26 protein-coding genes and 1 tRNA gene are annotated in these 25,994 nt (G+C 39.1%); 12 read left to right on the top strand and 15 right to left on the bottom strand.

Going from position 1 to position 25,994, the window contains the following annotated elements:
* Nucleotides 1–143 precede the first annotated feature (143 nt).
* On the bottom strand, nt 144–710 hold the full coding sequence (locus FZ940_RS04765; protein ID WP_148821696.1) for a YbaK/EbsC family protein: 567 nt from the start codon (nt 708–710) through the stop codon (nt 144–146).
* A 64-nt stretch (nt 711–774) separates the two neighbouring features.
* Here FZ940_RS04765 and ung point away from each other — a divergent pair, with 64 nt between their 5' ends.
* Nucleotides 775–1,467, top strand: a complete 693-nt coding sequence (gene ung, locus FZ940_RS04760; protein WP_148821694.1) for a uracil-DNA glycosylase — start codon at nt 775–777, stop codon at nt 1,465–1,467.
* A gap of 1 nt (nt 1,468) precedes the next feature.
* On the opposite strand, the gene FZ940_RS04755 is transcribed toward ung, so the two are convergent.
* A complete protein-coding gene (locus tag FZ940_RS04755; RefSeq protein WP_148821692.1) occupies nt 1,469–1,762 on the bottom strand; it encodes a hypothetical protein in 294 nt (97 codons plus the stop codon).
* 79 nt (nt 1,763–1,841) lie between these two features.
* Here FZ940_RS04755 and FZ940_RS04750 point away from each other — a divergent pair, with 79 nt between their 5' ends.
* From FZ940_RS04750 to FZ940_RS04740, 4 genes are all read left to right on the top strand, one after another.
* Nucleotides 1,842–2,372 (top strand): pyridoxamine 5'-phosphate oxidase family protein, encoded by a 531-nt coding sequence (locus FZ940_RS04750; RefSeq protein WP_148821691.1) that lies wholly within the window; start codon nt 1,842–1,844, stop codon nt 2,370–2,372.
* A gap of 20 nt (nt 2,373–2,392) precedes the next feature.
* Nucleotides 2,393–3,559 (top strand): replication-associated recombination protein A, encoded by a 1,167-nt coding sequence (locus FZ940_RS04745; RefSeq protein ID WP_262367614.1) that lies wholly within the window; start codon nt 2,393–2,395, stop codon nt 3,557–3,559.
* Between the two features lie 162 nt (nt 3,560–3,721).
* The gene (locus FZ940_RS09445; RefSeq protein WP_187422138.1) at nt 3,722–3,898 is read left to right on the top strand and encodes a hypothetical protein; all 177 of its coding nucleotides are present in this window, start codon (nt 3,722–3,724) and stop codon (nt 3,896–3,898) included.
* Nucleotides 3,899–4,179: 281 nt separating this feature from the next.
* Nucleotides 4,180–5,598 (top strand): alanine/glycine:cation symporter family protein, encoded by a 1,419-nt coding sequence (locus FZ940_RS04740; RefSeq protein ID WP_054195966.1) that lies wholly within the window; start codon nt 4,180–4,182, stop codon nt 5,596–5,598.
* A 74-nt stretch (nt 5,599–5,672) separates the two neighbouring features.
* On the opposite strand, the gene FZ940_RS04735 is transcribed toward FZ940_RS04740, so the two are convergent.
* From FZ940_RS04735 to FZ940_RS04715, 4 genes are all read right to left on the bottom strand, one after another.
* A tRNA-Val gene (locus FZ940_RS04735) sits at nt 5,673–5,748 on the bottom strand.
* 1,005 nt (nt 5,749–6,753) lie between these two features.
* Complete coding sequence (locus tag FZ940_RS04730; protein WP_148821688.1) at nt 6,754–7,641, bottom strand: DNA-binding protein; 888 nt, start codon at nt 7,639–7,641, stop codon at nt 6,754–6,756.
* 65 nt (nt 7,642–7,706) lie between these two features.
* Nucleotides 7,707–9,980 carry a 5-methyltetrahydropteroyltriglutamate--homocysteine S-methyltransferase gene (gene metE, locus FZ940_RS04725; protein ID WP_148821686.1) on the bottom strand — a complete coding sequence of 758 codons (2,274 nt, stop codon included), beginning with the start codon at nt 9,978–9,980 and terminating at the stop codon, nt 7,707–7,709.
* A 561-nt stretch (nt 9,981–10,541) separates the two neighbouring features.
* Nucleotides 10,542–12,038: a C69 family dipeptidase gene (locus FZ940_RS04715; RefSeq protein ID WP_148821683.1), complete on the bottom strand. Its 1,497-nt coding sequence runs from the start codon at nt 12,036–12,038 to the stop codon at nt 10,542–10,544.
* Nucleotides 12,039–12,239: 201 nt separating this feature from the next.
* Between FZ940_RS04715 and rpmI the strand changes: the two genes are divergently transcribed.
* The gene (rpmI, locus tag FZ940_RS04710; protein WP_004317422.1) at nt 12,240–12,431 is read left to right on the top strand and encodes a 50S ribosomal protein L35; all 192 of its coding nucleotides are present in this window, start codon (nt 12,240–12,242) and stop codon (nt 12,429–12,431) included.
* 98 nt (nt 12,432–12,529) lie between these two features.
* Complete coding sequence (gene rplT / locus FZ940_RS04705) at nt 12,530–12,886, top strand: 50S ribosomal protein L20 (RefSeq protein ID WP_004317321.1); 357 nt, start codon at nt 12,530–12,532, stop codon at nt 12,884–12,886.
* A gap of 386 nt (nt 12,887–13,272) precedes the next feature.
* Here rplT and dapF read toward each other — a convergent pair whose 3' ends face one another.
* Nucleotides 13,273–14,016, bottom strand: a complete 744-nt coding sequence (gene dapF, locus FZ940_RS04700) for a diaminopimelate epimerase (protein WP_148821682.1) — start codon at nt 14,014–14,016, stop codon at nt 13,273–13,275.
* Between the two features lie 49 nt (nt 14,017–14,065).
* Entirely contained in the window at nt 14,066–14,662 is a 597-nt protein-coding gene (gene coaE / locus FZ940_RS04695) for a dephospho-CoA kinase (protein ID WP_148821680.1), read from the bottom strand.
* A gap of 80 nt (nt 14,663–14,742) precedes the next feature.
* On the opposite strand from coaE, the gene purM reads away from it, so the two are divergent.
* The 3 genes from purM to FZ940_RS04680 are packed head-to-tail and all read left to right on the top strand — an operon-like array spanning nt 14,743 to nt 16,407.
* Nucleotides 14,743–15,726, top strand: a complete 984-nt coding sequence (gene purM / locus FZ940_RS04690; protein ID WP_148821678.1) for a phosphoribosylformylglycinamidine cyclo-ligase — start codon at nt 14,743–14,745, stop codon at nt 15,724–15,726.
* Nucleotides 15,726–15,983, top strand: coding sequence for a hypothetical protein (locus FZ940_RS04685; RefSeq protein WP_148821676.1), 258 nt, complete (start codon nt 15,726–15,728; stop codon nt 15,981–15,983). Before purM ends, FZ940_RS04685 begins: the two co-directional genes overlap by 1 nt.
* Before the next feature lies 1 nt (nt 15,984).
* A complete protein-coding gene (locus tag FZ940_RS04680; protein WP_148821674.1) occupies nt 15,985–16,407 on the top strand; it encodes an RDD family protein in 423 nt (140 codons plus the stop codon).
* Between the two features lie 3 nt (nt 16,408–16,410).
* Here FZ940_RS04680 and FZ940_RS04675 read toward each other — a convergent pair whose 3' ends face one another.
* The 7 genes from FZ940_RS04675 to FZ940_RS04645 form a co-directional block, all read right to left on the bottom strand.
* Complete coding sequence (locus FZ940_RS04675; protein ID WP_084041757.1) at nt 16,411–17,145, bottom strand: hydroxymethylpyrimidine/phosphomethylpyrimidine kinase; 735 nt, start codon at nt 17,143–17,145, stop codon at nt 16,411–16,413.
* 92 nt (nt 17,146–17,237) lie between these two features.
* Nucleotides 17,238–17,807, bottom strand: a complete 570-nt coding sequence (locus FZ940_RS04670; protein WP_148821673.1) for a hypothetical protein — start codon at nt 17,805–17,807, stop codon at nt 17,238–17,240.
* A gap of 90 nt (nt 17,808–17,897) precedes the next feature.
* Nucleotides 17,898–18,578 carry a response regulator transcription factor gene (locus FZ940_RS04665; RefSeq protein ID WP_148821671.1) on the bottom strand — a complete coding sequence of 227 codons (681 nt, stop codon included), beginning with the start codon at nt 18,576–18,578 and terminating at the stop codon, nt 17,898–17,900.
* 1 nt (nt 18,579) lies between these two features.
* The gene (locus FZ940_RS04660; protein WP_148821669.1) at nt 18,580–20,229 is read right to left on the bottom strand and encodes a sensor histidine kinase; all 1,650 of its coding nucleotides are present in this window, start codon (nt 20,227–20,229) and stop codon (nt 18,580–18,582) included.
* A 45-nt stretch (nt 20,230–20,274) separates the two neighbouring features.
* Entirely contained in the window at nt 20,275–20,895 is a 621-nt protein-coding gene (dsbI, locus tag FZ940_RS04655; RefSeq protein ID WP_148821667.1) for a protein-disulfide oxidoreductase DsbI, read from the bottom strand.
* A gap of 8 nt (nt 20,896–20,903) precedes the next feature.
* Entirely contained in the window at nt 20,904–21,560 is a 657-nt protein-coding gene (locus tag FZ940_RS04650; protein WP_148821665.1) for a thiol:disulfide interchange protein DsbA/DsbL, read from the bottom strand.
* A gap of 115 nt (nt 21,561–21,675) precedes the next feature.
* Nucleotides 21,676–22,422 carry a carboxymuconolactone decarboxylase family protein gene (locus tag FZ940_RS04645; RefSeq protein ID WP_148821663.1) on the bottom strand — a complete coding sequence of 249 codons (747 nt, stop codon included), beginning with the start codon at nt 22,420–22,422 and terminating at the stop codon, nt 21,676–21,678.
* A 278-nt stretch (nt 22,423–22,700) separates the two neighbouring features.
* Here FZ940_RS04645 and FZ940_RS04640 point away from each other — a divergent pair, with 278 nt between their 5' ends.
* Entirely contained in the window at nt 22,701–24,536 is a 1,836-nt protein-coding gene (locus FZ940_RS04640) for an aryl-sulfate sulfotransferase (protein ID WP_148821661.1), read from the top strand.
* Nucleotides 24,537–24,746: 210 nt separating this feature from the next.
* Nucleotides 24,747–25,769 carry an ABC transporter substrate-binding protein gene (locus FZ940_RS04635; RefSeq protein WP_107775707.1) on the top strand — a complete coding sequence of 341 codons (1,023 nt, stop codon included), beginning with the start codon at nt 24,747–24,749 and terminating at the stop codon, nt 25,767–25,769.
* Nucleotides 25,770–25,994: the final 225 nt, after the last annotated feature.

Below are 25,994 nucleotides of genomic sequence, written 5' to 3'. Positions count from 1 at the left end.
TATATAATTTATTATATTTTAAGATTATGCCTGATAATATTTGTTCTTGAAATGAATTTAGCAATTTCTCGTCTTTGCATTATTTAAATTCATTTTTCTCCCGACAATATTTAGTGCTAGGAAGTGGTTAGCCTAGCACTTTTTTATTCTGCAAAATTTATTAGCGTTGGTCGTACTATCTTCGTATAATCTTTTGTATTTAAAATGATCGATCTATCAAGTAGTCCTGCATTAAATGCGATCTCATCGTTTCTTTGTAGCAACCTTTCATCAACTACAATGTGTAAATTTTTATGAAAGCTAAATGGCGGCACTGAACCAAAAACACAATCTGTCAATGCCAAAACTTCATCTGGGCTAGCAAGGCTCGCTCTTTTGCCTTCAAATTTTTGTGTCAAGCTATAAAGATTTGCTTGCATATCGGCTGTCAAAATAGCCAAAATATAAATTTTACCAGCCTTCATCGCTGGCTTTTCATCACTTAGCAAATAATCATTTAGCACATTTTCATCTTTAAAAATTTGCCTAAATTTCTCCTCATCCACCCCTTTTATAGAGCAAACCAGAGCCTTTGCGCCTTGACTCATCTTTGTTCCCCTAAGTTTTGCCACCTCTTCTGAAGTGGTCGCACTCTCATGATTTAGGACTTTAAATTTGGCTTCATTCTTGCTAAGAAGCTCATATATCTTATTAAAAATTTGCTCAGACACAACTCTTTCCTTTAGATAAATTTTAGTTAAAATTATACCGCTAAAACTTATAAAGGGCAGGAAAATGCAGATAAATTTAGATGATATAAAGATTGAGCCAAGTTGGAAAGAAATGTTAAAAGATGAGTTTTTGAGTGAAAATTTCGCGCGTATCAAAGAAAATTTCTTAAAAGCAAAGAGCGCTGGCACCGTCTATCCACCAAGTGCGCTTATATTTAATGCATTTAACCTAACGCCATTTCACGATGTCAAAGTCGTCATCCTAGGCCAAGATCCATACCATGGCGCAAATCAAGCCATGGGACTAAGCTTTTCAGTGCCTAGTGGCGTAAAAGTCCCGCCAAGTCTTGTAAATATCTACAAAGAAATTTACGCCGATCTTGGCATAAAAGAGCCAAATAGCGGCGATCTCACAAAGTGGGCAAAGCAAGGCGTGCTACTACTAAACTCAACTTTAAGCGTTAGCGCTGGAGTTGCAAATTCTCACGCAAGCTTTGGCTGGCAGGGCTTTACAGACGCCGTCATAAAAAAGATAAGCGAAAATTTACAAAACGTAGTTTTTATGCTTTGGGGCAACCCAGCCAAGGCAAAAGCACCACTTATAGACGCCAGCAAGCACCTCATCTTAGAGGCAGCACATCCAAGCCCACTGGCTCGTGGCGCATTTTTTGGCTGCCGTCACTTCTCAAAAGCAAATATCTATCTAGCAAACCATGGCAAAACGCCAATAGACTGGGATCTAAACGTAAAAATTTGATCTATTTTTTTAGATCATTTAAAAGTTTGTTTGTCTCTTCAAGCTTTCTTTTGCAAAATTTCTCATCTTTGTTTTGCAAAATTATGGCTTCTTGGCCGCTTTGTCTTTGTTTAAACTCATCAAATTTAAGCTCAAAAAGTCTTAACGCCTTCTCATCATTTGCAAGTCGTTTGCTCTCTTTGGCGTAAAGCTCGTCAAGATAGAGCCTACTTTGCTTGACATACTCCTTGCAAACCTCGCTTGCACCAAATAAATTTACGCCCAGAAAAAGGGCAAAAATTAGAGATTTTTTCATATTTTTCCTTGAAATTTTTGCGTTATACTAGCCTTTAAGCACTTAAATTTTAAAATATTTTGCAAAAAAAGGATAAAAAATGAGGCGAAAAGATAGAGAGCTTAGCCAAGACGAGGCGCTTGAGATTATCGATAACTGCGAATACGGTGTGATCTCATGCGTGGATGATGAGGGAGAAATTTTTAGCGTGCCTATCTCGCCTGTTAGAGTTGATGGGAGCATTTTTATCCACGGAGCGAGCGCTGGCAGCAAGGCAAAACTGCTTCAAAATGGGCGAAAAGTGGAGTTTGTCTGCGTTAGCTTCAACAAAGTCCCACACCTAAATGATAGTGAGCTAGAGGCGATAAAGGACGACGGCAAGGCGCTTGGCGGTAAGGTCTTTACGACTGAGTACAAAAGCGCCATCGCAAAAACAAGAGCCTACGAAGTGACAGATGAAGCCAAAAGATATGAAATTTTAAAAATTCTCAGCCAAAAATACACCGCCTACGCGATGAGCACCTTTGACGTGGCGGCCGAGTATGGGCTAAAGATCATGAAAATTTATGAGCTAAAGATAGAGAGCCTTAGCGCAAAGGCCAAAATTTTACCAAAAGCGGTAAAGGAGTAAATTTGAGCTCACTTGCACTGATGTTTAGACCAAAAAGCTTGGACGAAATTTGCGGTCAAAAAGCGGTTAAAGCGGCCTTTTTAAAATTTATAGCCACCGGCAAGATACCGCACTCCATATTTTATGGTCCAGCGGGCTGTGGCAAGACGAGCTTTGCAAGGGCAGTAGCAAGCGGCGCAAACTACGACTTTTACGAATTTGATGGCGGAAATTTAAAGATAGATGACTTTCGCAAAATTTTAAAAAACTATGAAAACGCCCTAAACAAGCCACTCTTTTTCATAGACGAGATCCACAGGCTTAGCAAAACCCAGCAAGAAGCGCTACTCATCCCCATGGAAAACTACAAAGCCCTAGTTATCGGCGCTAGCACGGAAAATCCCTTTTTCACGCTAAGCTCAGGCATCAGAAGCCGCTCGATGCTCTTTGAGTTTAGGCCACTTAGCAGTGGCGATTTTGAGGAGCTTCTTGGCAAGATAAGAGAGCAAATTTCATTTAGCATTGACGAGGAGGCGAAGGAATATCTTTTTAAAAGTAGCGGCGGCGACGCAAGAGCTATGTTAAATTTACTCGAATTTGCTGTCACGCTTGATGAAAATGTGAGCCTAGAAAATTTAAAAACACTTCGCCAAAACGCCCTAAAAGAGGGGGCGAAAGAGGACGACACGCACTACGAGCTAGCAAGCGCTTTTATAAAAAGCCTGCGTGGCAGCGACGAAAATGCCGTCATATACTACCTTGCAAGGCTCATAGACTCTGGCGAGAGTGCGGACTTCATCGCTAGAAGGATGGCGATATTTGCCAGCGAAGACATCGGCAATGCAAACCCAAATGCGCTAAATTTGGCCGCAAGCACGCTAAGCGCGGTAAAAGAGATAGGCTTTCCAGAGGCTAGGATCATACTGGCTCAGTGCGCCATCTATCTAGCTAGCTCGCCAAAGTCAAACTCCAGCTACAACGCGATAAATGCCGCTCTAAGATACGTGCAAAGCGAAGAAATTTTAAAGATCCCGCCATATCTAAAAAATCACACAAAAGAGAGCAAAGACTACCTTTATCCGCATGATTTTGGCGGCTGGGTCGATCAAAAATACCTAGAAAAACCGCTCGTTTTTTACAAAAGCAAGGGCATAGGCTTTGAAAAAACACTAAATGAATGGCTAGAGAAAATAAAATCCAAGGGCTAAATTTAGGCTTTACTCTTTCAATTTGAAAGGGCTCTTTTAAATTGAAAGATAGAAGACGTGCCTTGGAGTAGATTAATTACAACTTACGGCAGAGCAAGCTAATTTCCAGAAATTTTTAAATAACTTTGGGCAGCGATCGGCTAGAAAAATTTGGCGCAGAGCGTGGCTATCGGTAGGCCAAGCAGCGGACAAAATATGGCAAATCCAGCAAATAACAATGAAGCAAAATTTAACGCCAAAGCTACTTGTAACGTGCTTTATAAAATTTTTAGCAAACTAAGAGCCAAATATGTTTTGCCAAGTTATATCCGCGCAATAAAGATTGCAAATTTCGTGTAAAAGCCTCCTAAAACACGCAAAAACCTAATTTTAAAATCTAAAAACCAAGAACCATTCTAAACCTTCATTGTGGGATAAATTTAGAAATTATCAATCAAAAAACGCCTTAGAGCACAAAAATATTGGTCGCAAAATCTTGCTAGTAAAAACAAGTTCACTACGAGTAAGCCGAAACTAGCGCAAAATTTTAATCCAAGCTAAAAAATTTTTCTTATTTATTCTAATTTTATATTTTTTTAAATATACTCGCTCTCTAAACTACACCAATGAAAGTCAAGAAAATGCCTACAAATTTTGCTGAAATTTTAAATAATTGTGTTGAAAGTATAAATTCATTTCTTTGGGGTCCATACTTCCTTATCGCCCTACTTTGCGGCACTGGACTATTTTTTACTATTAGGCTTGGGTTTGTTCAAATTTTTAAGTTTAAAATGGGCTTAAAAGAGCTTTTTGGGAATTTCTCGCTTCACGGCGAAGCTGCTGGCAAGGCCGGTATGAGCCAGTTTCAAGCAGTTGCAACCGCAATCGCCGCACAAGTTGGCACTGGTAATCTAGTAGGTGCGACAACAGCTCTTATCATGGGTGGTCCTGGAGCGATATTTTGGATGTGGTGCGCTGCGTTTTTAGGCATGGCTACAAATTTTGCTGAAATTTGCCTAGCTCAAATTTACCGCACAAAAGACGATAGCGGGCACACGATAGGCGGTCCGGCATTTTATATAAGTCGTGGATTAAAGGGAAAATGGGCAAAAATTTTAGCTGGATTTTTCGCTATCGCTATCATTATCGCACTTGGCTTTATCGGCAACATGGTTCAAGCAAACTCGATCTCAGATGGCTTTAAAGGAGCCTTTGGTATACCTCAGTGGATAACTGGAGCTTTTTTAGCAATCGTCTGCGCAGTCATCTTTATAGGTGGCGTAAAGGCGATCGCAAGAGTGGCTGAAAAGATCGTGCCTTTAATGGCTTTACTTTATGTAGGTGTTGGACTAATCATTATCGCTTTAAATTTTCACGAAATTCCAGATGCAGTTTTGCTTATCTACAAAGCAGCATTTGATCCTTCAGCTGCGTGGGGTGGAGCTACTGGAGCTAGCATAGCAGCTGCGATGAGATACGGCATAGCAAGAGGGCTTTTTAGCAATGAAGCTGGCATGGGCTCAACTCCGCACGCACACGCCGCAGCTAATGTCAAACACCCGGTCGATCAAGCAGTACTTGGCATAATGAGCGTATTTGTAGATACTTTTATCGTTTTAAATATCACCGTTTTTGTAGTGCTTACTGCAAATGTTATTAGCTTTGAAAATGGCAAAGCAGTCTTTACAGGCATAACCTTGGTACAAGAGGCTTTCTCATCGCATATCTTTGGTAAGGTTGGCGGATATAGTTTCGTAGCTGTTTGCCTATTTTTCTTTGCATTTACAACGATTCTTGGATGGTACTATTTTGCTGAAATCAACGTAAGATACCTTCTTGGGGCAAAAGCGGTCAGAGCTTTTCAAATTTTAGTAGTCGTTTTTGTATTTTTGGGAAGCTTGCAAAAGGTTGATTTTGTCTGGAGCCTAGCAGATATGTTTAATGGCTTGATGGTCGTACCAAATTTAATTGCCATCATCATTTTAAGCCCTATCGTGGCAAAGCTTTTAAAAGATCACGATGCTGGCAAAGAGTATGATGTGAAAGATTATTTGAAATAAATCTTTACCACATCTTTAGAAAATTTACTAATAATTAATTTTTAAATCTCTTGCTTAGGATGTTTTATTAGAAGTGGTGGCCCCGAATGGACTCGAACCATCGACCACTACCATGTCAAGGTAGTGCTCTACCAACTGAGCTACGGGACCAAAGATTTGGGATTATATTTTATTTTCTATTTTATTTAGCTTAATTCTTTAGTAATTAAATTTATTTACAAGCAGTAAATGTAATGGATAAATTTAGAATTGGCTAACGCTTGTTTCACAGTTATCAGTAAAGATGAAAATATCAAAAAATATAATAATATCGCAAAATACACTCCAACAAAGGCAAAAATAGCATCTTAGAGGGCTGGGTATATTTCTTTGGCGATCTTGATACGATTGATTGGCATAAGAATATAAAAAAATCGCGAGCATTTCGAATTTGACAATGGTTGCACTAGCTACCATACAAGTGTGATAGATAGCAATAAAATATCAGTAACTGCTTGATAGCGATAAAGAGCTAAAATGTGTAAGCTACCACTATGATGTAGGACATGGTGCTAGCTTTGGAAATTATCTTGAATACTAAAAGCCGATATATAAAAATTTATGAGAAGAATATGCTAGAGCAAAAGGTCAAAGAGTAAGAAAAAAAATCTTCAAAGATAAATATAAACCTACAAAAGAGGGAGAGAATTTTTTTAAAAAAAGGCTAATAAGAACAATACAAAAAACTGTTGGTGGACTGGTAGATTGATAAAAAAGGTCTCGCTACTCTCAAGTAACCTTGAGCAAAATGTTATCCTAAAATAGATCGCTTTACTACTAGGGTTTAGGATGATCCAGCTAAAAAGAGTTAACGAGGTTATCGGCATCTTTAAGAGTAATAATAGATATGAAAAATTAAACCTCTAACTAGTTAAATTTATAAGAAATAGTCAAAATATCTCCCTCATTATGTTTTTGCGCAGCAAAAACGCCCTGGTATTTTTAAGAGAATTAATACACTAGAGAATTTTAGATCAACACAAAAACAAGAACGCATAAGATCACTCGTGAGAGATAAGAGCAAAAATTTCTACTATCTATCTAAAACATGCAAGACACTGGATATAAGATATAGCGGGACTTTAAGCCAGTTAAACTTTAACAGCTCTTAATAGGTCAAAACACATCTCTCATCTTATGTGTTAGCTCCAAGCTCGCTTCTATCTCGGCTCTTTTTGCCATTACACTTTCAACATTGACGCCGACGTTTATACCAAGCTTTTTGGCAAATTCATAAAGCTCTGCGAAATTTTCAAGGCAAATTTGTGATGCCGTGGCTAAAAAATCATCACTCTCAAGCATCCTTTTTTCGCTCTTTTCATCAACACTTATACCAAGCCACTTGATAAACTCTAGCGTTTTTGGCGTGCCGCAAGTCGTAAAAGTCAAAATTATAGGCAAATTTAACCCACTTTTTGCCACGCTTGTTAGTAAATTTTTAGCCAAATTTATATCAAAAACCGCCTGTGAGATAAAAAATTTTGCCCCCATTTTGGCCTTTTGACTCATCCTTTGCTCTTCATCGCCATTTTTAGCGTGCCTCTCAGCTATGCAAACACCACCCACTACAAGCTCTTTAAACTCATCTCTAGCGATCTCATAAGCACGCTCTAGGCTCATTTTAGGCTCTACTTTGCCAGAAGCAACGCCAACAAAAACATTTATATCGCTACTACTTTTGGCTAAATTTGCTCTAAACTCACTCTCGTTATATTTATTTGCGACCCTATAAAAGATGCTTGACGTCTTTAAATTTAGGTATTTTGAGTAGTAAATTTCAGGGCTTAATGTATCGCTAAATTCAAAAGTTCGCTCGCTTTTTATGCGGCTGCTTTCATCTTGGATCTCGTAAAGCACCAAGCCATCAGCCTGCACATCCGTGATCCTCTTGTCCCATTTTGCAGCGATCTCTTTAAGCTTTGCCTCGTCAAATTCAGCCTTTGGAGGCGTTAAGCCATAAAGCACTATGCCACTTTCATTGTTTATGATCTTATCTTTTAACATTTTCTAACTTTTTTGAAATTTAAACGGAGTTTAGCGCCTAGGCTTGCTAGACGCTAAAATTTGGATTATAGACCTCTTACGATCTTGACAGCTTCTACCATGTTTTTAAGGCTTGGCTCGACCTCTTCCCATTTTCTGGTTTTTAGGCCGCAGTCAGGGTTGATCCAGAGTTGCTCTTTTGGCAAGACTTCAAGCAGAGCTTTGATCTGAGCGACGATCTCTTCGACACTTGGCACACGTGGGCTGTGGATGTCGTAAACGCCAGGTCCGACCTCTTGTTTGTAGCCAACAGCTTTGAAAATTTTAAGTAGCTCGTTGCCACTTCTTGCGGTCTCGATACTGATAACATCGGCGTCCATAGCTTCGATAGTCTTGATGATGTCGTTAAATTCAGAGTAGCACATATGTGTGTGGATCTGAGTTTTTGCCTCGGCTGAGCTCACTGAAAGCTTAAAGCAATCAACCGCAAATTTCTCATAAGCTGGGATATTTTCAGCCCTTAGTGGATAGCCCTCTTTAAACGCTGCCTCATCGACTTGGATCACTCTGATGCCCGCATTTTGAAGGTCTGCGATCTCGTCATAGATACAAAGCGCAAGCTGTTTTGCTACTTCGCTTCTTGGCAAGTCATCACGCACAAAGCTCCAGTTTAGCATCGTTACAGGTCCAGTTAGCATGCCCTTCATTACGTGTTTTGTGATGCTTTGAGCGTACTTCATCCACTTAACAGTCATCGGCTCTGGGCGGCTCACGTCACCAAAGAGAAGTGGCGGCTTGACGCAGCGGCTGCCGTAGCTTTGCACCCAGCCATTTTGGCTAAATGCATATCCGCTGATCTGCTCGCCAAAGTACTCGACCATGTCGTTTCTCTCTGGCTCGCCGTGTACTAGCACGTCTAGGCCGATATCTTCTTGGAATTTCACACACTCATCGATGTATTTTTTGATACCAGCTTCATAAGCAGCCGCATCGATCTCGCCTTTTTTGAAATTTTGGCGAAGTACACGAAGATCAACCGTTTGAGGGAAGCTGCCTATTGTCGTTGTAGGCAAGATACCGTATTTTAGCGTTTCACGCTGGATTTTTATGCGGTCTTCAAATTTCTCATCACGCTCAAATTTGCTTAAATTTTTGATGCGGTTTTGAACGCTATCTGAGTGGATGAGCTTTGAAGTGGCGCGAGTTTTAACTGCATTTTTATTCTCTTCATAAATTTTTGTTTCACTCTCATCAAGCTTCTCATCGTTTGCTAGTTTTGTGATGATCTTGATCTCATCAAGCTTCTCAACCGCAAAACTTAGCCAGCTTTTGATCTCAGGGTTTAAATTTTCTTCATATTTTAGAGTGTATGGCACGTGAAGAAGTGAGCATGAAGTGCCGATGTAAAAGTCTTTGCCGCCTATTTTTTCTGAAATTTTACGAACAAGTTTTACCTTATCATCTATATTGCTTTTCCAGATATTTCTGCCGTCTATAACGCCAGCAAATAGCGTCAAATGGCTCTTTTTGATAGTCTCAAGTGCTTCGAAATTTCTCTTGCCATGGATGAAGTCAAGTGCGATACCATAAATTTTAGTTTTAGCCACTTCGCTAACTGCCTTGATCGCATGCTCAAAATATGTCGCAAATACGATCTTGATGTTGCTAGCAACGCCTGTTAGCTCGTTATAAACCTTAGTGATAAGTGGCAAAAGATCGCTTTCGTTTTTGTCAGTTACAAAGATCGGCTCGTCAAACTGCACTAAAATTTCATCATCTAGCTTAGAAATTTGCTCAAGTAGCTTTTTGTACTCGCCCACAAGTGCGTCAAGGTGCTTAAATGGGCAGCTGCCGTCAGTCGTCTTTGAAAGAGCCAAAAATGTGATAGGGCCGATCAAATTTACCTTGCCTTTTACGCCGTTAGCCTTCGCCTCTTTGTATTCATTTAAAATTTTGTCCGCTTTTAGGCTAAATTTACTCTCGCTGCTAAGCTCTGGCACGATGTAGTGGTAGTTTGTGTTAAACCACTTTGTCATCTCCATCGCAACGCCGTTTTTGTTGCCTCTTGAGCAAGCAAAATATTGCTCCAAGCCGCTTAAATTTGCAAATCTTGGAGGTGTAGCGCCAAAAGCGATGATGTTATCAAGCATTAAGTCATAAAATGAAAAATCATTGACACTAATTGCCGAAATGCCAGCGTCTTGTTGATATTTCCAGTGTCTTTGGCGAAGCATCTTTGCAGTCTCTTGCAAATTCTCTTCACTAAAGCCCTCTTTACCAGCCCAAAAGCCCTCTAACGCGCGCTTTAACTCTCTTTTCTCTCCGATTCTTGGAAAACCTAAAACATAACTTTTTATCATTTTTATCCTTTTTAAATTTAAATTTGCAGACGAAAATTCGCTCTGCAGACTACTATAAAACTGTGCAAAGCACAGCAACCTTGAATATTTTTATGCAGGTACAAGAGGGCTAGAATTACAAAACCGCCCCCTTATCCCTGCGACCCAAACCCCCAGCACGTTCGATGTTGTTACGCTGCGCACAAGTCTGTGTCACCTCACACGTGGTGGATGACACCCACTTCTTCTTAAGCTGAAGTAAAATTTATAAAAAACCCTGCTAAAAAGATCCTTGCCAAATTTCAAACACTGCTTAGCTTTGCTATTAAAAATGCAGTTACAATGCAACGGACCTGCTAGCAAAAATGGATTTATTTCAATGTAAAAAAATGTGAAATTGTTTAAAAATTTGCGTATTTTTTGAAAATCGCTGATATGTTTTTTGCCGAGATTAATGAGCTTTACGCATGGGACAAGGCATCAGCGTTTTTCCTTTGTAGTGAATTTTTGTCGCATTATAAACGCTCTTTGCCAAATTTTTGTTTAAAGTTTGGGCGCTACTAAATTTCACGCCCAGAGTTTTTAGTCTTTTTTGCCTTTATTTAGGGATTTTAGCTTAGCATCCATATCAGCTGTAAGCATAGTAAAGACCTTATTTGTAAGCTCCTGTGTTAGATCTTTAGCCTCTTGCATAGTCTTTTGGCTAAATTCATTTAGGAGTTTGTCTGCTTTTTTCTTATCTTTTTTATAAAGCTTTACGTACTCATCTTCAAATTTAGCCTGTTTTACCGCCAACTCTTTTTCAAATTTAGCGTATGCCTCTTTAACCACTGGAGAATACTTCTCATAATCAGTCATCACAAGGGTTTGAAGCTTTCTATAAACCCAGTAAATCGAAGTGTTATCAGCGTCATATGAGCCATCAGAGTAGCCTTTTATAAAGCCATCAAGCCCCTCGTAATACGGCAAATAAACGCTAAGATCAGCCATGCCAAGAGCGACGTAGGTCACGCGGCCGATCTCTTTTGGTAACCACGGGCGCACCTGCATGACGTGAGACTCGTATGTTCTAAAGACGCTTATAGCGCGGTAGATGTTTTTCTTATCTTCGTCTTTACTAGCGTAGTTATCAAACGCAGTGCCGTCGTAGTGGGCTCTCATCGCAGCTTTTAGATCTTCTACACTTAGTTTTTTCTCTGGTTTTAAAAATACTGGAAATTTCTGACCGTCAGCGAAGTCTTGTTTTAGACTTGGGTTAAACATGCTTTGTACCCAGCAAACACGTGGGTAGTTGTAAGTCACATCTCTCTCATCGTCCCTTGTATAGGCCTTTGTAAAGTTAAATTCTCCGTCTTTTGCAGGGTCATAGGTCTTGTTATCGATCGCAAATTTGATGACATCTTTTGCTCCCATGAAATTTGGGTCATTCTCTTTATAGTTTTGAAGGCGGCCTTGGTTCGCAGTAACGAAATACTCATCTGGAGCGATCTTTGTGGCGATCCATTTGTGGCCTGTGCCAGTTTCAAAGTACCAAAGCTCATTTGCATCGACAAATACCACGCCAAAGCCCTCGCCAGCGCCTTTTGTCTCAACTATCTCGCCAAGAAGCTTAACGCCCTCTTTTGCGCTTTTGATACGTGGCAAAAGCACGTCTGGGATGTCATCTTCTGTGATACCGGTCTCTTCGTTGTATGGATCAACTTTTAAAAGCTCATCTTTTGCGTAGATGGTCTCAGTGCCACTAAGTCCAACGCCAGCCTCGTTGTAGCCGACTGCTCCGTGAAGTTTTGTGTGTGAATTTGCGATAGTTGTGTATCTCATGCCATCTTTTGGAAGCGGATATGTAAAGTCATTTGCGCCGTCATGCGCCTTTGAGCTGTGCATGCCAGTTTGGTTTTTCGTAGCTGGATGTATCAAAAAAACTTGAGCCTTTATGGCCTTGCTGTCTGCGCTTCTAGCCACTAACATAGAGCCGTCGTTTGAGGCTTTATCTCCTACTAAAATGGTAGTGCATGCCAAGCTACTTGTGCCTAAAATCGCACTCATAGCGACGATTGATGCAAGAATTTTCCCTTTCATTTTTACTCCTTTAGTAAAATAAATTTCTTATATGTGATTATATGCCAAATTTAATAATTTAATTCTAAATTTTAAAACTTTTTTAAGTTAAATGTAAATTTATTGCAAATTTTGTCTAAGTGAAATTTAAATTTTCTAAAGGATTTTTCGCTATAATCCAAATCTTACGCACTTGCGTATAAAATTTCAAAAAGGATTAGCATGCCAAAGATGAAAACCGTTCGCGGTGCTGCTAAGCGCTTTAAAGTAGGTAAAAATAAGATAAAAAGAGGCTCTGCTTTTAGAAGCCACATCTTAACAAAAAAACCTACTAAGCGTATGAGAGATTTGCGTGGCCCAAAATACGTGGACAGCACAAATGTCCCAGCCGTTCGCAAAATGCTCGGCGTATAAGCAGCGTAGATTTAAGTTTTTGACAAAAAGTCATTCAAACTCCCCCAAATTTAGGGGCAAGACTCACCTTGTGAGCGCCAATTTGTAAAAGGATAAATATGGCAAGAGTAAAAACAGGCGTAGTTAGAAGAAGACGCCATAAGAAAGTTTTAAAGCTAGCACGTGGCTTTTTCAGTGCTAGACATAAACACTTTAGAAAAGCTAAAGAGCAACTAGAGAGAAGTTTAGTTTATGCATATCGCGACAGACGCCAGAAAAAACGTGATTTCAGACGTTTATGGATCGTTCGTATCAACGCAGCTTGCAGACTAAACGACATTAGCTATTCAAGATTTATCAACGGCTTAAACAAAGCTAAGATCGAACTTGATAGAAAAATTTTAGCTGATCTAGCTATGAATGACGCGAAGGCATTTGCGGCACTTGCAAAACAAGCAAAAGATGCTTTGAAATAACACCTTTTCTCCGCTTCGGCGGAGATCTTCTTTTTTATACAGTTTAAAATTTAATAACAAAAACTTTATAAAACTCTTTGTTTTAATTTACTACCTACGACTTTTACAAACTACTAGCCAAATTTAACTACTAGCAGCCAAAATAGCTAAATTTCAATACTCATATCAAAGCAGTATTTCAAAGCTTCAGTAAATAAAATTTCGGCGGAGATTTTTACACCCCAACAAATTTCATATAAATTTATTCTTGAGATATTTAAGTAGCTAAACTCTTAAATGGTTTGTATTTAAATTTTAATCAGCACCGCTGCAAATTTAATGATATAAATTTGAAAATTTGCTTGCTCTGACTAACCCGAAGCAAGCACAAAAACTCGCTCTAAAAGCTAAATTTCGATACTCGTATCAAAGCAGTGTTTCACCGCTCCGCTAAATAAGATTTTGCCGTTTTCAAGCCTAAGTCCAAGCTCTTCGCCGCTTTTTGGATAGACTTTTAGGCTTTGCGGTGCGTTTAAATTTAAAGTAGCGCCGTAAAAGCAAGCCGCCATGCCAGTGCCACAAGCTAGCGTCTCGTCCTCCACGCCCCTTTCGTAGGTTCTCACCTTTAAAACTTCGCCATCAAATTTGGCTAAATTTACATTTGCATTGTATTTTTGACGAAGCGACCTGCACTCTTTGACGTCAAATTCATCTAAATTTTGTGTGAAATTTACAAGATGTGGCACGCCAGTATCGTAAAAATACCAAGTTTTGCCGTTTTCATTTAATGGCTCGCTTAAAATCTTTGGACTTGTTAGCACGACCTCGACGCACTCACCTTTCACATTTGCCATCACCTCGCCGCTACCAGTTAGCAAGACAAATTCGTTTGAACTAACAAGACCATTTAGATAGGCATATCTAGCAGCCGCGCGCGAGCCGTTGCCACACATCGCAGCGTAGCTTCCGTCGCTGTTGTAAAACTCCCATTTCACACCCTTTTCGTAAGGCAAAAGCACGATGAGCCCATCAGCTCCCACGCCGTTCGTCCTGCTGCAAATTTGTCTTGCTAGCTCGCTTCTATCTTTACTTAAAAATGTGTGAAATATGACAAAATCATTACCACTAGCATTGTACTTTGAAACCTGCATTATCTTTCCTTTAAAATTGCTCTACCTGTTTTGCCGAGTTTATATAAACTCAGCCGCAAATTTGCCCTAGAAATTTCTCTAGTTCCTGCTCTAAATTTTCTTTATCACCGCTGTTGTCTATAACAAAATTTGCTTTTTCTCGCTTTTGCTCTATATCCATCTGAAGATCCACTCTAGCTTTTGCTGCTTCTAAATTTAGACCATTTCGGCTTATTAGACGGCTTATTAGTAGCTCTTTTGGTGCATAGATCACAGCTACATTTTTAAACTCGGTGTATCGATCTTGCTTTTCGAAAAATAAAGGGATATCCACAAAATAAACCTGCCCCAAACACTCAAGCTTTGCAGCACGAGATAAAATTTCAGCTTTTATCTTTGGATACAAAATTTGCTCTAAAATTTTTAACTTTTTTGGATCATTAAAAACAATGGTGCCAAGTTTTTGCCGATCGATTTTGCCAGTCTCACCTAAAATTTGCTCTCCAAAAACTTCCACTATCTCACATTTACAAATTTCAAGCTGCTCATGAGCGATCACGTCAGCATCAATCACGCTAAAACCTCGTTCTTTTAGCAAATTTATAGCCGTGCTTTTACCGCTAGCAATAGAGCCTGTAATGATGTAGGCATTTGGAAATTTCTGCAAACTTGCTCCATTTTTGAAAATTGATAACAATTTTAGCAACTTTTGGCTAAAGTTTTAAAAAATTACAAAAAAGGGCAAAGATGATAAGCTATAAAGATGCTGGAGTGGATATAGATGCTGGAAATAGCTTTGTTGAGGCGATAAAGCCTTTCGTAAAATCTACACAAACACCAAACGTCATAGGTGGCATTGGGTCATTTTCAGGAGCGGTCAGACTACCAAGCGGATATAAAAATCCAGCCATTTTAGGTGCGACTGATGGCGTTGGCACGAAGCTTCGCCTAGCTATCGACGCTAAGAAATTTGACGGCGTGGGCGAGGATCTAGTCGCAATGTGCGTGAATGATCTCATCTGCAACTTCGCCACACCACTCTTTTTCCTCGACTACTACGCGACTGCAAAGCTTGAGATAGAGAGTGCCAAAGAGGTGGTAAAAAGCATCGCAAATGGCTGCAAAAAGGCACAATGTGCGCTTATCGGCGGTGAGACAGCCGAGATGCCATCGATGTATGAAAAAGGCGACTTCGATCTTGCTGGATTTGCCGTTGGTATCGCCGAGGCTGATGAGATCGACAGAAGCAAATTTGTAAAAGCTGGTGACGTTTTAGTCGCGCTTCCAAGCAGTGGTCTACACTCAAATGGCTTCTCTCTTGCAAGAAAAGTGGTAAGCGAGCTTGGACTAAAATTTGATGAAAAAGTAGGCGATAAAAAGCTCATCGACGTGCTTCTTGAGCCAACTAGAATTTACGTTAGCGACTTTTTAAGATTAAAAGATAAGATTACAGCAATGGCTCACATCACCGGTGGTGGTATAGTTGAAAACTTACCTCGCGTCTTTCCTGCTGGGCTTGGTGCAAAAGTACAAAAAAACGCTATAAAAACGCCTGAAATTTTTAAAATCATCGCTCAAAAAGTAGAAGATAGAGAGATGATGAGAACCTTTAACATGGGCGTTGGCATGATCCTAGTTGTGCCTAAAGAAAACGTCGATGCTGTCCTAGCTAGCAGCGATGGCTACGTGATCGGTGAAGTAGTAAATGGCAAAGGTGTAGAGCTAATTTAATGCAAGAAAATAGCAAAAAACGCCTGCTAAAGACCGAAAATAAGAGCTTTTTTAATCTTAGCATTTATGAGTATATAGGCTGTTTTGGTGTACTAGAAAGCGATATCAAAAAACTTGATCTCTATAGTCACTGGTGCAAGGTCTCACGCGCCTCTACTATGCTCTGCGTCACGCATGATAGCGGTGAGAGTGACAACCTAGTCTATCTATACGACTGGGAGAAATTTAGCCGTATCTACATAAATACAGGAAATTGAGTTGGCAAAGCAAAAGGCGAAAATCGCACCTATTTGGGCTAGAGCGAAGGCCTTTATTATCGATCTTTTTATCATCGGTATGCCGATATTTTATGCGACAACATATCTTGTGCTTGATGGCAAAGAGGCATTTTTGCATAACCAAATTGCCATTTTTGGTGCAAATAGCCTGATTTCGCTTATAATGTGCCTTTTTTTTAGCATAAAAGCACAAACTCCGGGCTATAAAGCACAAGAAATTTATCTGATAAATCTAAAAACTGGCAGAAAACTAAGCTTTTTTCACACCATCTTGCGCCAAATTTGCTTTGCTTTTGCTGGCTTTAGCATACTTGGGCTTTGCCTTTGTTTCTTTAGAAAAGATAAACTAAATCTGCACGACATCATCACTCAATCAGCTGCTGTGCAAAGATCAGAGGGATAAATTTTACTTCGCTCCATGCCAAAGTAGGCGATTTTTACCAAGTTTTGTATCGATGCTCTCTTTTATGATAGAGCAAATATACTCTTTTGAAAGTTGTATGGACTCCTCTAGGCTCTTGCCCTTTGCTAAAAAACAAGCAAGTGCAGTTGAGAAGCTACAACCAGTTCCACTCATTACAAGCGGATTAACAAGTGGGGTCTTAAAATTTCTTAGCGAACCATCTTTTTTATAAAGCGTGTCTATACTGCTATCTTCGCTGATATGTTTTTTTACGATAACATCACAAGGCAAATCTTTATAATCATCACCAAAAAGCACATTTGCCTCATCTAAATTTGGAGTAGTTACTGTAGCTAAGCTCATTAGCTCTTTTAGTTTTGCCACCGCACTATCTTTTATAAGCTTGTGTCCACTTTTTGAGACGCAAACTGGATCAAGCACTACTTTGGTATTTTGAGCCAGTAAAAACTCACGCACCACTTCCATAATCTCTTCACTAAATAACATGCCTATCTTAATCGCATCAAAGCTAAATTCTTCCGCAAGCGTATTTAGCTGATCTTTGACAAAGCTAGGTTCTAAGCAAACTACACTCTTTACAGCATCCGTAGTCTCAGCGACCAAAGAAGTTACCGCTGTTGCACTATAACAATTAAGCCTAGCACATGTTTTTATATCTGCTTGAAGTCCAGCTGTGCCACTATTGCAAGAGCCTGCGATGATTAGAATTTTTTTCATCGTTTTCCTTTGAAATTTTTGGCTTATTATAGAGGATATTAGATAAATTTGAGTTTTTTAAAACAGAAGAAATTTGAGCAAAAAGCTCAAATTTATGAAAGTTTATTTAAGTCGTTATCGATATCTATATATATCGTAGTTGCATTAAGATTTGTATGCTCAAAGCTAGGATCTATCTGCTTATCGCTCTCTTTATGTTCGTTTATTTTAGTCAAAAGATCATCTTCTCTTAATCCATGCTCATTTGCTAAATTTGGATCTATTTCATTAAAACTAATATTTACGCTAGCCTCATCACTTAGCTCTTCTTGCTCTAAATTGGTTGCGCTAAGGATATCATCTACTTTTTCATTTATATGATCTAAAATCGATACATAATCATTGCCAAGAAGTGCTTTAAACAATGCGTCAGTATCTATGCTAGACTCACCAATATCATCACTTACTACGCTACTATCTAGCCAAAGAGTATCGTATCCGTTTATTGATATATCTTGTCCATCATTTGCAGTGATTGTAATGCTTGCACTTTCGCTCTCGCCCTTTATAGCCTCTCCGATATATACTTTATCATTTACGTCTAAAACTCTTACATGATCATTTTGGTCTATCGCTATAACATCAGATGAAACACTTTTAACTATACCAGCTACTGCTGCCATCTTTATTCCTTATTTTTATTTGTCCGTATTTTAGTATATTTAATTACTTTTGTATATTGTACTATGGTACAAGGTGGCGATAATTCCAAATCATTCAGATTTTGTGATTAAAATATATCCACTCTCGCTGATATTTTTAAATTTCACGCCAAGCTCGCGTTTTAGGCGAAGTATCACATTTTGGATAGCCGCCTTGCTAACATCGCTTTCATAGACAAATTCTTCTATCATCTCATAAGTAACTAGCTTATTTAGATTATAAGCAAAGAGCCAAAATATCTTATTTTGCAAGAAGCTAAGATAAATTTCAATGCCGTTTTTATAAATTTTCTCTCTTTTTAAATTTATACTCACCTCATCGCTTAAATAGACTAGCTTTTCATCTCGTTCAAAACTTAAACTAATAAGCATTGCTCTAAGATCCTTCATATCAATAGGCTTTTTTAAAAAGAGCATCGCCCCTTCTTCCATGCTTTTTATCAAATTTTCATCGCTATCATAAGAGGTAAAGACGATAAATTTTTGGTGCGGTTTTGTGCGCTTCATCTCATTCATCATCTCAAAGCCATTAAGCACAGGCATGTGAATATCGCTCATCACGATATCAAAACCTTGCTTTTTAAATTTCTCCACGCCATCTTGTCCATTGCAAGCACCAATTACCTGCTCGCAATAAGGTTTAAGCCCGCTAATAATAAGCTCTCTTGCTATATCGTCATCTTCGACTACCAAGACGGACGTCTTTTTTAAAATTTCTAAGACTTCTTGCATTTTAGTCCTTTAAATTTATATCAAAACTTAGCTCAAACACCGTTGGCTTTGCGTTATTTACGAGCCTTACATCACCATTTAGCTTTTCTTGTGCTAGCTTTTTAGCAAAATAAAGCCCTATGCCATTTCCTTGCTTTTTGGTGGTATTTAGCCAAGTAAAAATTTTCTCGCTCATTTGCTCGCTTACGCCATTCCCATTGTCATAAACTCCGATGTAGCACTTATTTTCAAAGCTTCTAAATTTTATTTCAATGATACGTTTTAGTGGCTCATTTTTGTAGCTTTCGACAAGTGAGTCTTTTGCGTTGTGTATTAGGATTAGTAAAATTTGTTGGATTATATTTTCTATCTGACGAACTTTTTGTTCGTTAAAGCCGCTAAATTTTACACTAACATTTGCACGGCTTAGCTCTGTGTGCATGAGAGTTATTAGATTTTTAACGCTTGTTTGCACCTCAAATTCGCTCACATTTTCAGCGCTTTTGTAAAAATTTCTAAAAATTTCAATAGTACTTGAAAGAAGTTTGACCGAGCTTTGTCCTTTTTCAAGTAAATTTATTAGCTCCTCATCGCTTAATTTACCTTCTTTTTTTAACATTATGCACGAACTTAGCATTAGTTTTAGCGAATTTACTGGCTGAATGAATTGATGATTGATACCACTTATTAGCTCGCCAGCCTCACTCATTTTAGCTCTATGAGTTAGCAAAGTTTCATACTCATCTTGTATCTTTTTTATCTTGTTATACATAAAATTATGAAGGATATTTGCCAAAAATGTGAGCGCAACGAAGGCAAAGAGCAAGCTTAGAGCATTTTTTAAAGCTTCTTTTGTTAAAGCTGAAATTTCCTCTTCATTATTTGTGCCAGCTCCTATGAACCAATTTATCGTTGGTATCTCAGCTACTTGGATTAAATTTTGTCCTATTTTTAAGCTTGTAATGTCTTCATCTTTTAAAAACAACTCTTTAAATTTCTCCTCGATCTCTTTTTTTAAAGCAAGATCAGGTATCGATGTTAAAATTTCACCGCTATGAGTCACTAAAAATGAGTAAGAATTTGGCGCAAGGCTAAAATTTTTAATGCTGTTAAAGATATTTTCTATACGCACGACGCCACAAAGTGCTGCTTTAAATTTCGCTTGTTTTGTGACTGGAACGCATAAATTTAGAGTTGAGCCTTTTAAAATTTTATGTTTTTGCATGAAATTTACGCTTGGGGCATTTGTATTTTTTGTCTCAACATACCAGATAAGCCCTGCTCTTTCGCTCTTTGGCATAACTTCTTCTAAAATTTTTTCTCCATCTACAAAAATTTCTCCATCATCCCTTAAAAGCTGCATTAGATCAAATTCTTTTGCGTTTTGTTTAAAGAGCTTTATAAAGCCAGCTATCTTTTCATCGTCATCTACGATGCCTGCATTTTGTATAAATTTTGACGCACGAATGAGTGAATTTATACGTTCATCAAGCCAAATTTGAAAGTTATTTACGATATTTTTGCTAACTGCTATGTTATTTTTATCAGATAGCTCTATGATTTTCTCTTTTGCATTGCTATAAATATTTAGCCCAAGAAGTATTACAAAAAGGCTAGCAAGCAAGATGATGGCGTAGATTTTAATATTTTGTGATTTTAAATTAATACCCATACGCGCAGTATATCCTAAGTTAGCCCAAATTTGGGCTAACTAAATTCATTTTAAAAAGGATAAAAGCTTTGAAACAAGCATAAGTGCAAGCACTACAAAACAAACACCAAATCCAAGCAGCGTGCAATCAGCCATCGACATAAATTTAGATGAAGGCACAAGATACCAGCCGTCGACATAAAGATCAACTATGCTCTTTTGCAAATCACTTAGCACCACGCCATCAGGCACCATAGGACTGTCATATCCGCAGTCTCCCGTTGGCATAAACCAGTCAGGCGCCCACTTTTCAAGCGGCAAGCCAAATGGATAGTGTGGCTCAGTAGAGCAGCCCTGCACACCAAAAGGATCATCACCATGCACCGCATCGTGGATTTTAGCTAGCTTTACGCTATACATTATGCCCTGTACCGCTCCCCAAAAGGCAAAGACGTAGCCAACTAGAGCAAAGAGCAAATTTTTTGGATTTATCATAGCGATCACGCCGCCAAGCGCCATGCATAAAAATGCAAAACGTATATAGACGCACTGCTCGCAAGGAGGCATATAGGCGTAGTTTTGAAAGAGCGAGTGCGCGATAACGACAAGTGCAACGCTTACAAAGACCAAGATCGCCCAAGAGATGCGTGAGTCTTGAAATTTAGCCATTTTTTTAAAAAAGCTCATGTGACGCCTTATTTTTTAAGAAGCTCTTCGATGAGTGCTGCCATACCGTCAAGCGAGCTGATTGATTTTGTCATGATGAGGTATTTGCCATTTACAACAAATGCTGGCACGCCTTGAATTTTAGCCACGTCATAGCTCTCATCCCACTTTTTAAGCAGCTCAGTCACTTTTGGATTAGCTAGCTCTTTTTCGTAGTCTGCTTTACTAACGCCAGCTGCATCAAGTCCGATCTTTAAAAAGCCCTCAGCATCTTTGCCATCGCTCCAGCGCTCTTTTTTATCGTGATAAGCCTTGTAGTAGGCAAATTTAGCCTTTTTAAATAGCGAATTTTCATCAAATAAGCTAACACCTTTTGCCTCGTCCATGACGATAAGCACAGCAAAAACCTTGCTCGCAACCTCGCCATAATCGCCCTTTGTCTTTAGGTGAAATGGCTCGTATTTTAGTCCAGGGATTTTCTCAACTACCTTTGGAGTGACGCTCTTGTCGTACTTGTAGCAAAATGGGCAAGCATAGCTAAAAATTTTAACTAGCGTATTTTGTCCCACACTTAGTGGCTTTTCAAGCTTGACGTAGTCCTCGCCCTCACTAAATGCACTAGCACTAATCGCACCAGCAACTGCAACAGCAAAGATAGCCTTGCTAAATTTAGATAGAAAACTCATGATAATCTCCTTTAGATGATTTATTTTGAGTTATTCTACAACCAAGCTCAACCGCACTTTTAACGCTAGAATAAATTTTGGCTGAAATTTATAAGATATCGCATTGATTAAAAATTTAATTTTTACTAGAACTTATCTCATTTATTGCTGATAATGCGTTTAAAGCACTTGGATAGCCTATAAATGGTATAAGTGTTGTAACAACGCTTATTAGTTTAGCTCTATCGTTGCCGATGCCAAAATTTGCAGCAATGTGCCCTAAAAGCTGTGGTTTTGCAAAGCCAAGAGTCGTGATATAGACAAATGTCAAAAGCTCTCTAAGCTCTAAACTAAGCCCATCTCTTGCATAAAAATCGCCAAAGCAGTTTTGCGATAAAAATTCCATTATATGCCTTTGGTCATTTGGTGTTGAGGCGATAAATTTATCAACTGCTGTGAAGAGTTTTCTTTGTATCTCAAGGCCTCGTTCGCCTCTGCCTTCTCTTGATTTTTTAGGCATATTTTCGAGCTTTATGCAACGCTCATTAAAAATCTCATCAGCTAAAAATATCTGATCTTCTACTCTGCCAAGCCCAGCATAAGGGACTGCTTGATATAAAATTTCTTTGATATCTCCTGCTGATATGCCTACATTTAAAGCAGCTCTAACAAAGCTTTTAAATGAGCTTTTCGCACCTTTGCTCACGCAAAGAGAGGCGATGATAGCCGAAAGCCTTGTTTTTTCATCAATATTTATCACTTCACTAATATCGCCTAAAAAATTTAAATAATCCTCTAAAAAGCTAGCATTGCTCTCTTCAAGCTTACTTTTTGATTCAAACCAAATTTCATAAATTTTCTTTGCATTGTAAGTTAGTGTCATAAGTTTTACTCCATTGTTTGGGACTGATTATAAGTGCTAAAGCGTAAATGCTAGCTTAAGATCCAAAAAGACAAAAATTTTAAATATATTTTTAAATTTTAAGCTAGTATTAACTTTAGCGTGAAATTTATGTTATAAAGATTTACTACAATTACACACAAAGCAAATCATTTTTGTTATTCCTTTTACTGATTGAGGCCTTGGTTTTTGCCAAGGCTTTTTCTAAATTTTATAAGCTTTATGAGTAGAGTTTATAAAATTTATCTAAAGGAGATGTTATGAAAAAGACTTTGAGTTGTGTTGCACTAGCCTCTGTGCTTTGCTCGAGCGCTTTTGCGATAGGCGGTCCAAGCGGGGCTAAACTTGACTACGCTATCACTGGGCAGATCGGCGAAGTAGTGGTAAATCCATACGATACTGCCCCACTTACAGCAGTCATCAAAAATGGCGGCTACACACTAAGCAACGCTAAGGTCACTATCGTGCCAAAACAAGGCGGTCAGGTGATAAGCTACAAAGTGGCTGACAAGCATCTTCGCACACATGGTGGCATCCCAGTTTTTGGCATGTATCCTGACTATCAAAACACCGTTGAAGTCGAGTACGACAAGAGCTACAAGGGCAAAACTGAGCATATAAAAGAGAGCTATAAAATTTACGCTCCAGCTATCTACTTAGAGAGCGCTGGCACGCCAAATCAAAAGGGTGCGCTATTTGACAAGATCGAGGTTACTAAGCCAGCAAGCGCTAAATTTGCAAACCGCCTCTACTACGTAAATAACTTTGTAAATAAAACAGGCAAGGGCACAAAAGTCGTTTGGAACAACCCAGCTGGCGGTGCGATCGAGTGGAACTACAGCCCAAATAACTTCATCCTTGATACAAAAGGCGAGGTTAGATGGTACCTGGAGCCAAGCAAAATTTACGACCTAAAACAGCCATTTCACGCTGGCGTTATGATGGGCTTTAAGCAAAATGACGACGGCGCTATGACTTGGGGATATGGTCAAAGATACGCAAAATACGACATCATGGGTAGAGAAATTTTCAACCGCGAGCTACCAGCTAGCTACAATGACTTCTCTCACTCGATGGACGTAGCACAAAACGGACACTACTTCTTGCGCGTGGCAAATGCCGACTACAAAAGGGCTGATGGCAAAAATGTAAGAACAGTGCGCGACGTCATCGTTGAGCTTGACAGAGATGGCAACGTAGTTGATGACTTTAGACTATATGAAATCCTCGATCCTTACCGCGACATCGTGCTAAAAACGCTTGATCAAGGCGCAGTTTGCTTAAACATAGACGCTAAAAAAGCAGGTCACACTGCAAGCTCTGATGAGCTTCAGTCTATGGATACACACGATAAATGGGGCGACATAGTTGGCGCTGGTCCAGGACGCAACTGGGCGCACGTAAATAGCGTGGATTACGACCCAAGCGACGATAGTATCATCATCTCAAGCCGCCACCAAGACGCAGTTATCAAGATCGGCCGTGACAAACAAGTAAAATGGATCATGGGTGCTCACAAGGGCTGGAGCGATAAATTTAAAGATAAACTCCTTCAGCCAGTTGATAGCAAAGGCAACAAGATCGTCTGCGAAGATGAGTACTCAAAATGCCCAGGATACGAGAGCGACAAAGGTGGCTTTGACTGGCAATGGACTCAGCACACGGCATTTAGGATAGATAGTAAGTCTAAAAAAGGCGAAATTTATCTAAGCGTCTTTGATAACGGCGACACAAGGGGCATGGAGCAACCAGCCATCGCTGGCATGAAATACTCTCGCGCAGTCGTTTATAAGATAGATGAAAAGAAAAAGACTGCTGAGCAAATTTGGGAGTACGGCAAAGAGCGTGGCAAAGAGTGGTATAGCTCGGTTACTAGCCTTACGCAGTATCAAGATGACCTTGATAGCGTGATGGTCTACTCAGCCGTTGCTGGCATGCAGTTTGACATCGCCAAAGGTCGCCCAGTAGGACTTCCTAGCCCACACATCGATGAGTTTGAGTGGGGCGCAAAAGAGCCTAGCATCGAGATAAAGATGACAAATGCTATGGGCTATCAAGCGTTTCCATTTAGCTTGCAAAAAGCTTTCGAGAAATAATCTCTCTTTTCTCCCTTTTTTGCCAAGTGCAAGAAGGGGAGTCCTTGCTATAAATTTAATCTATCAATAACAGATAAAAATCCACATTTACTCATGAATTTTAAAGCTCTAAATTAGAAATTTATATTGTAAAGATATTGTTTATTAAGGCGATAACATATAGTATTAGCACTTATATATAAAAATATATATTTAACATAAGGAGAAAAAATGAAAAAATTTTTCATGGCTTTAATGGTGCTGTTTGCAAGCCTTTTGCTTAATGCAGCTGAGTTTAGAGATGTCAAGGACATCACTGGCGACGTCATAAAAGTTCCCACAAAAGTAGAAAAAATCGCTACGCTTTGGTATGCGAACAATCAAATCATATTAATGCTAGGCGGCGCGGACAAGATAGTAGCGACTACCGATCTAATCAAAAACAACAAATGGTTTGCGCATATTTATCCTAGAATTTCAAGCATCCCAAACGGCGTAAACGGCAAAGATTTACAGGTAGAAGAGCTAATCAAACTAAGCCCAGACGTCGTCATAGCCGCCGATAAAAAGAACAAAGAAGAGCTAACCAAAAACGGCTTTACCGTGCTTTATCCGTCATTTACCAATCATGCGGATATGAAAAAAAGCGTATCTATAATGGCTGAGGTCATAGGAGGCGAAGCGCCAAAGATCGCGGAGAAATTTAACGAGTATTTTGACGGCAACCTTAAAAAAGCGCTAAGCAAAACGGATAAGATCGCTGCGTCAGATAGACCTAAAGTACTTCACATAGCAGACGGCAAGAATTTATTTAAGGTTGACGGCGTAAATACGATCATAGACGAGTGGATAAGGGTAGCAGGCGGCCAAAACGCGGTTCAAAAAGTAGGAAATATGCTTGAAATAAATGCCGAAGAGATACCTAACGCAGATCCCGACGTAATCATCGTAGGCAGAGCCAAAGCTCCCGAAATTTTACAAAAGATATACGAAAATCCTATTTACGCGGGCACCAAAGCCGTCAAAAATAAAAGAGTTTACGTAAATCCTACCGGCGTTTTTAGCTGGGATAGATACGGCGCCGAGGGAGCATTGCAAATTTTATGGGCGGCTAAGACCTTGCATCCCGAGCTTTTTGAGGATTTGGATTTACGTGCGGAGACGAAGAAATTTTATAAAGAATTTTTACACTATGAGCTAAGTGATGATGAAGTAAATTACATCTTAAATGGCTTAGACCCAACTGGAAAATAATTTATCCTTACGGCGGTAATTTTATCTACATTTACCGCCAAATTTTAATCCATTTTCAGTCTTTGTTTATCATCCAGACTTACTGATTAAATAACTAAAATTTTGTAGATTTGATGCTAGTTAAAAAAATAAACAATTATAAAAATTTAATGATAGAAAAGAGATACCCCAATGGATAAACCTTGGGGTATTTAAAAATTAGCTCACTAAACAAAACGTTGTTTA

This window comes from Campylobacter concisus, from assembly GCF_902460415.1.
Classification (GTDB): domain Bacteria; phylum Campylobacterota; class Campylobacteria; order Campylobacterales; family Campylobacteraceae; genus Campylobacter_A; species Campylobacter_A concisus_Y.
Note: the sequence above shows the minus strand (reverse complement) of the source record. Positions and strands in the feature narration are given on the sequence as shown.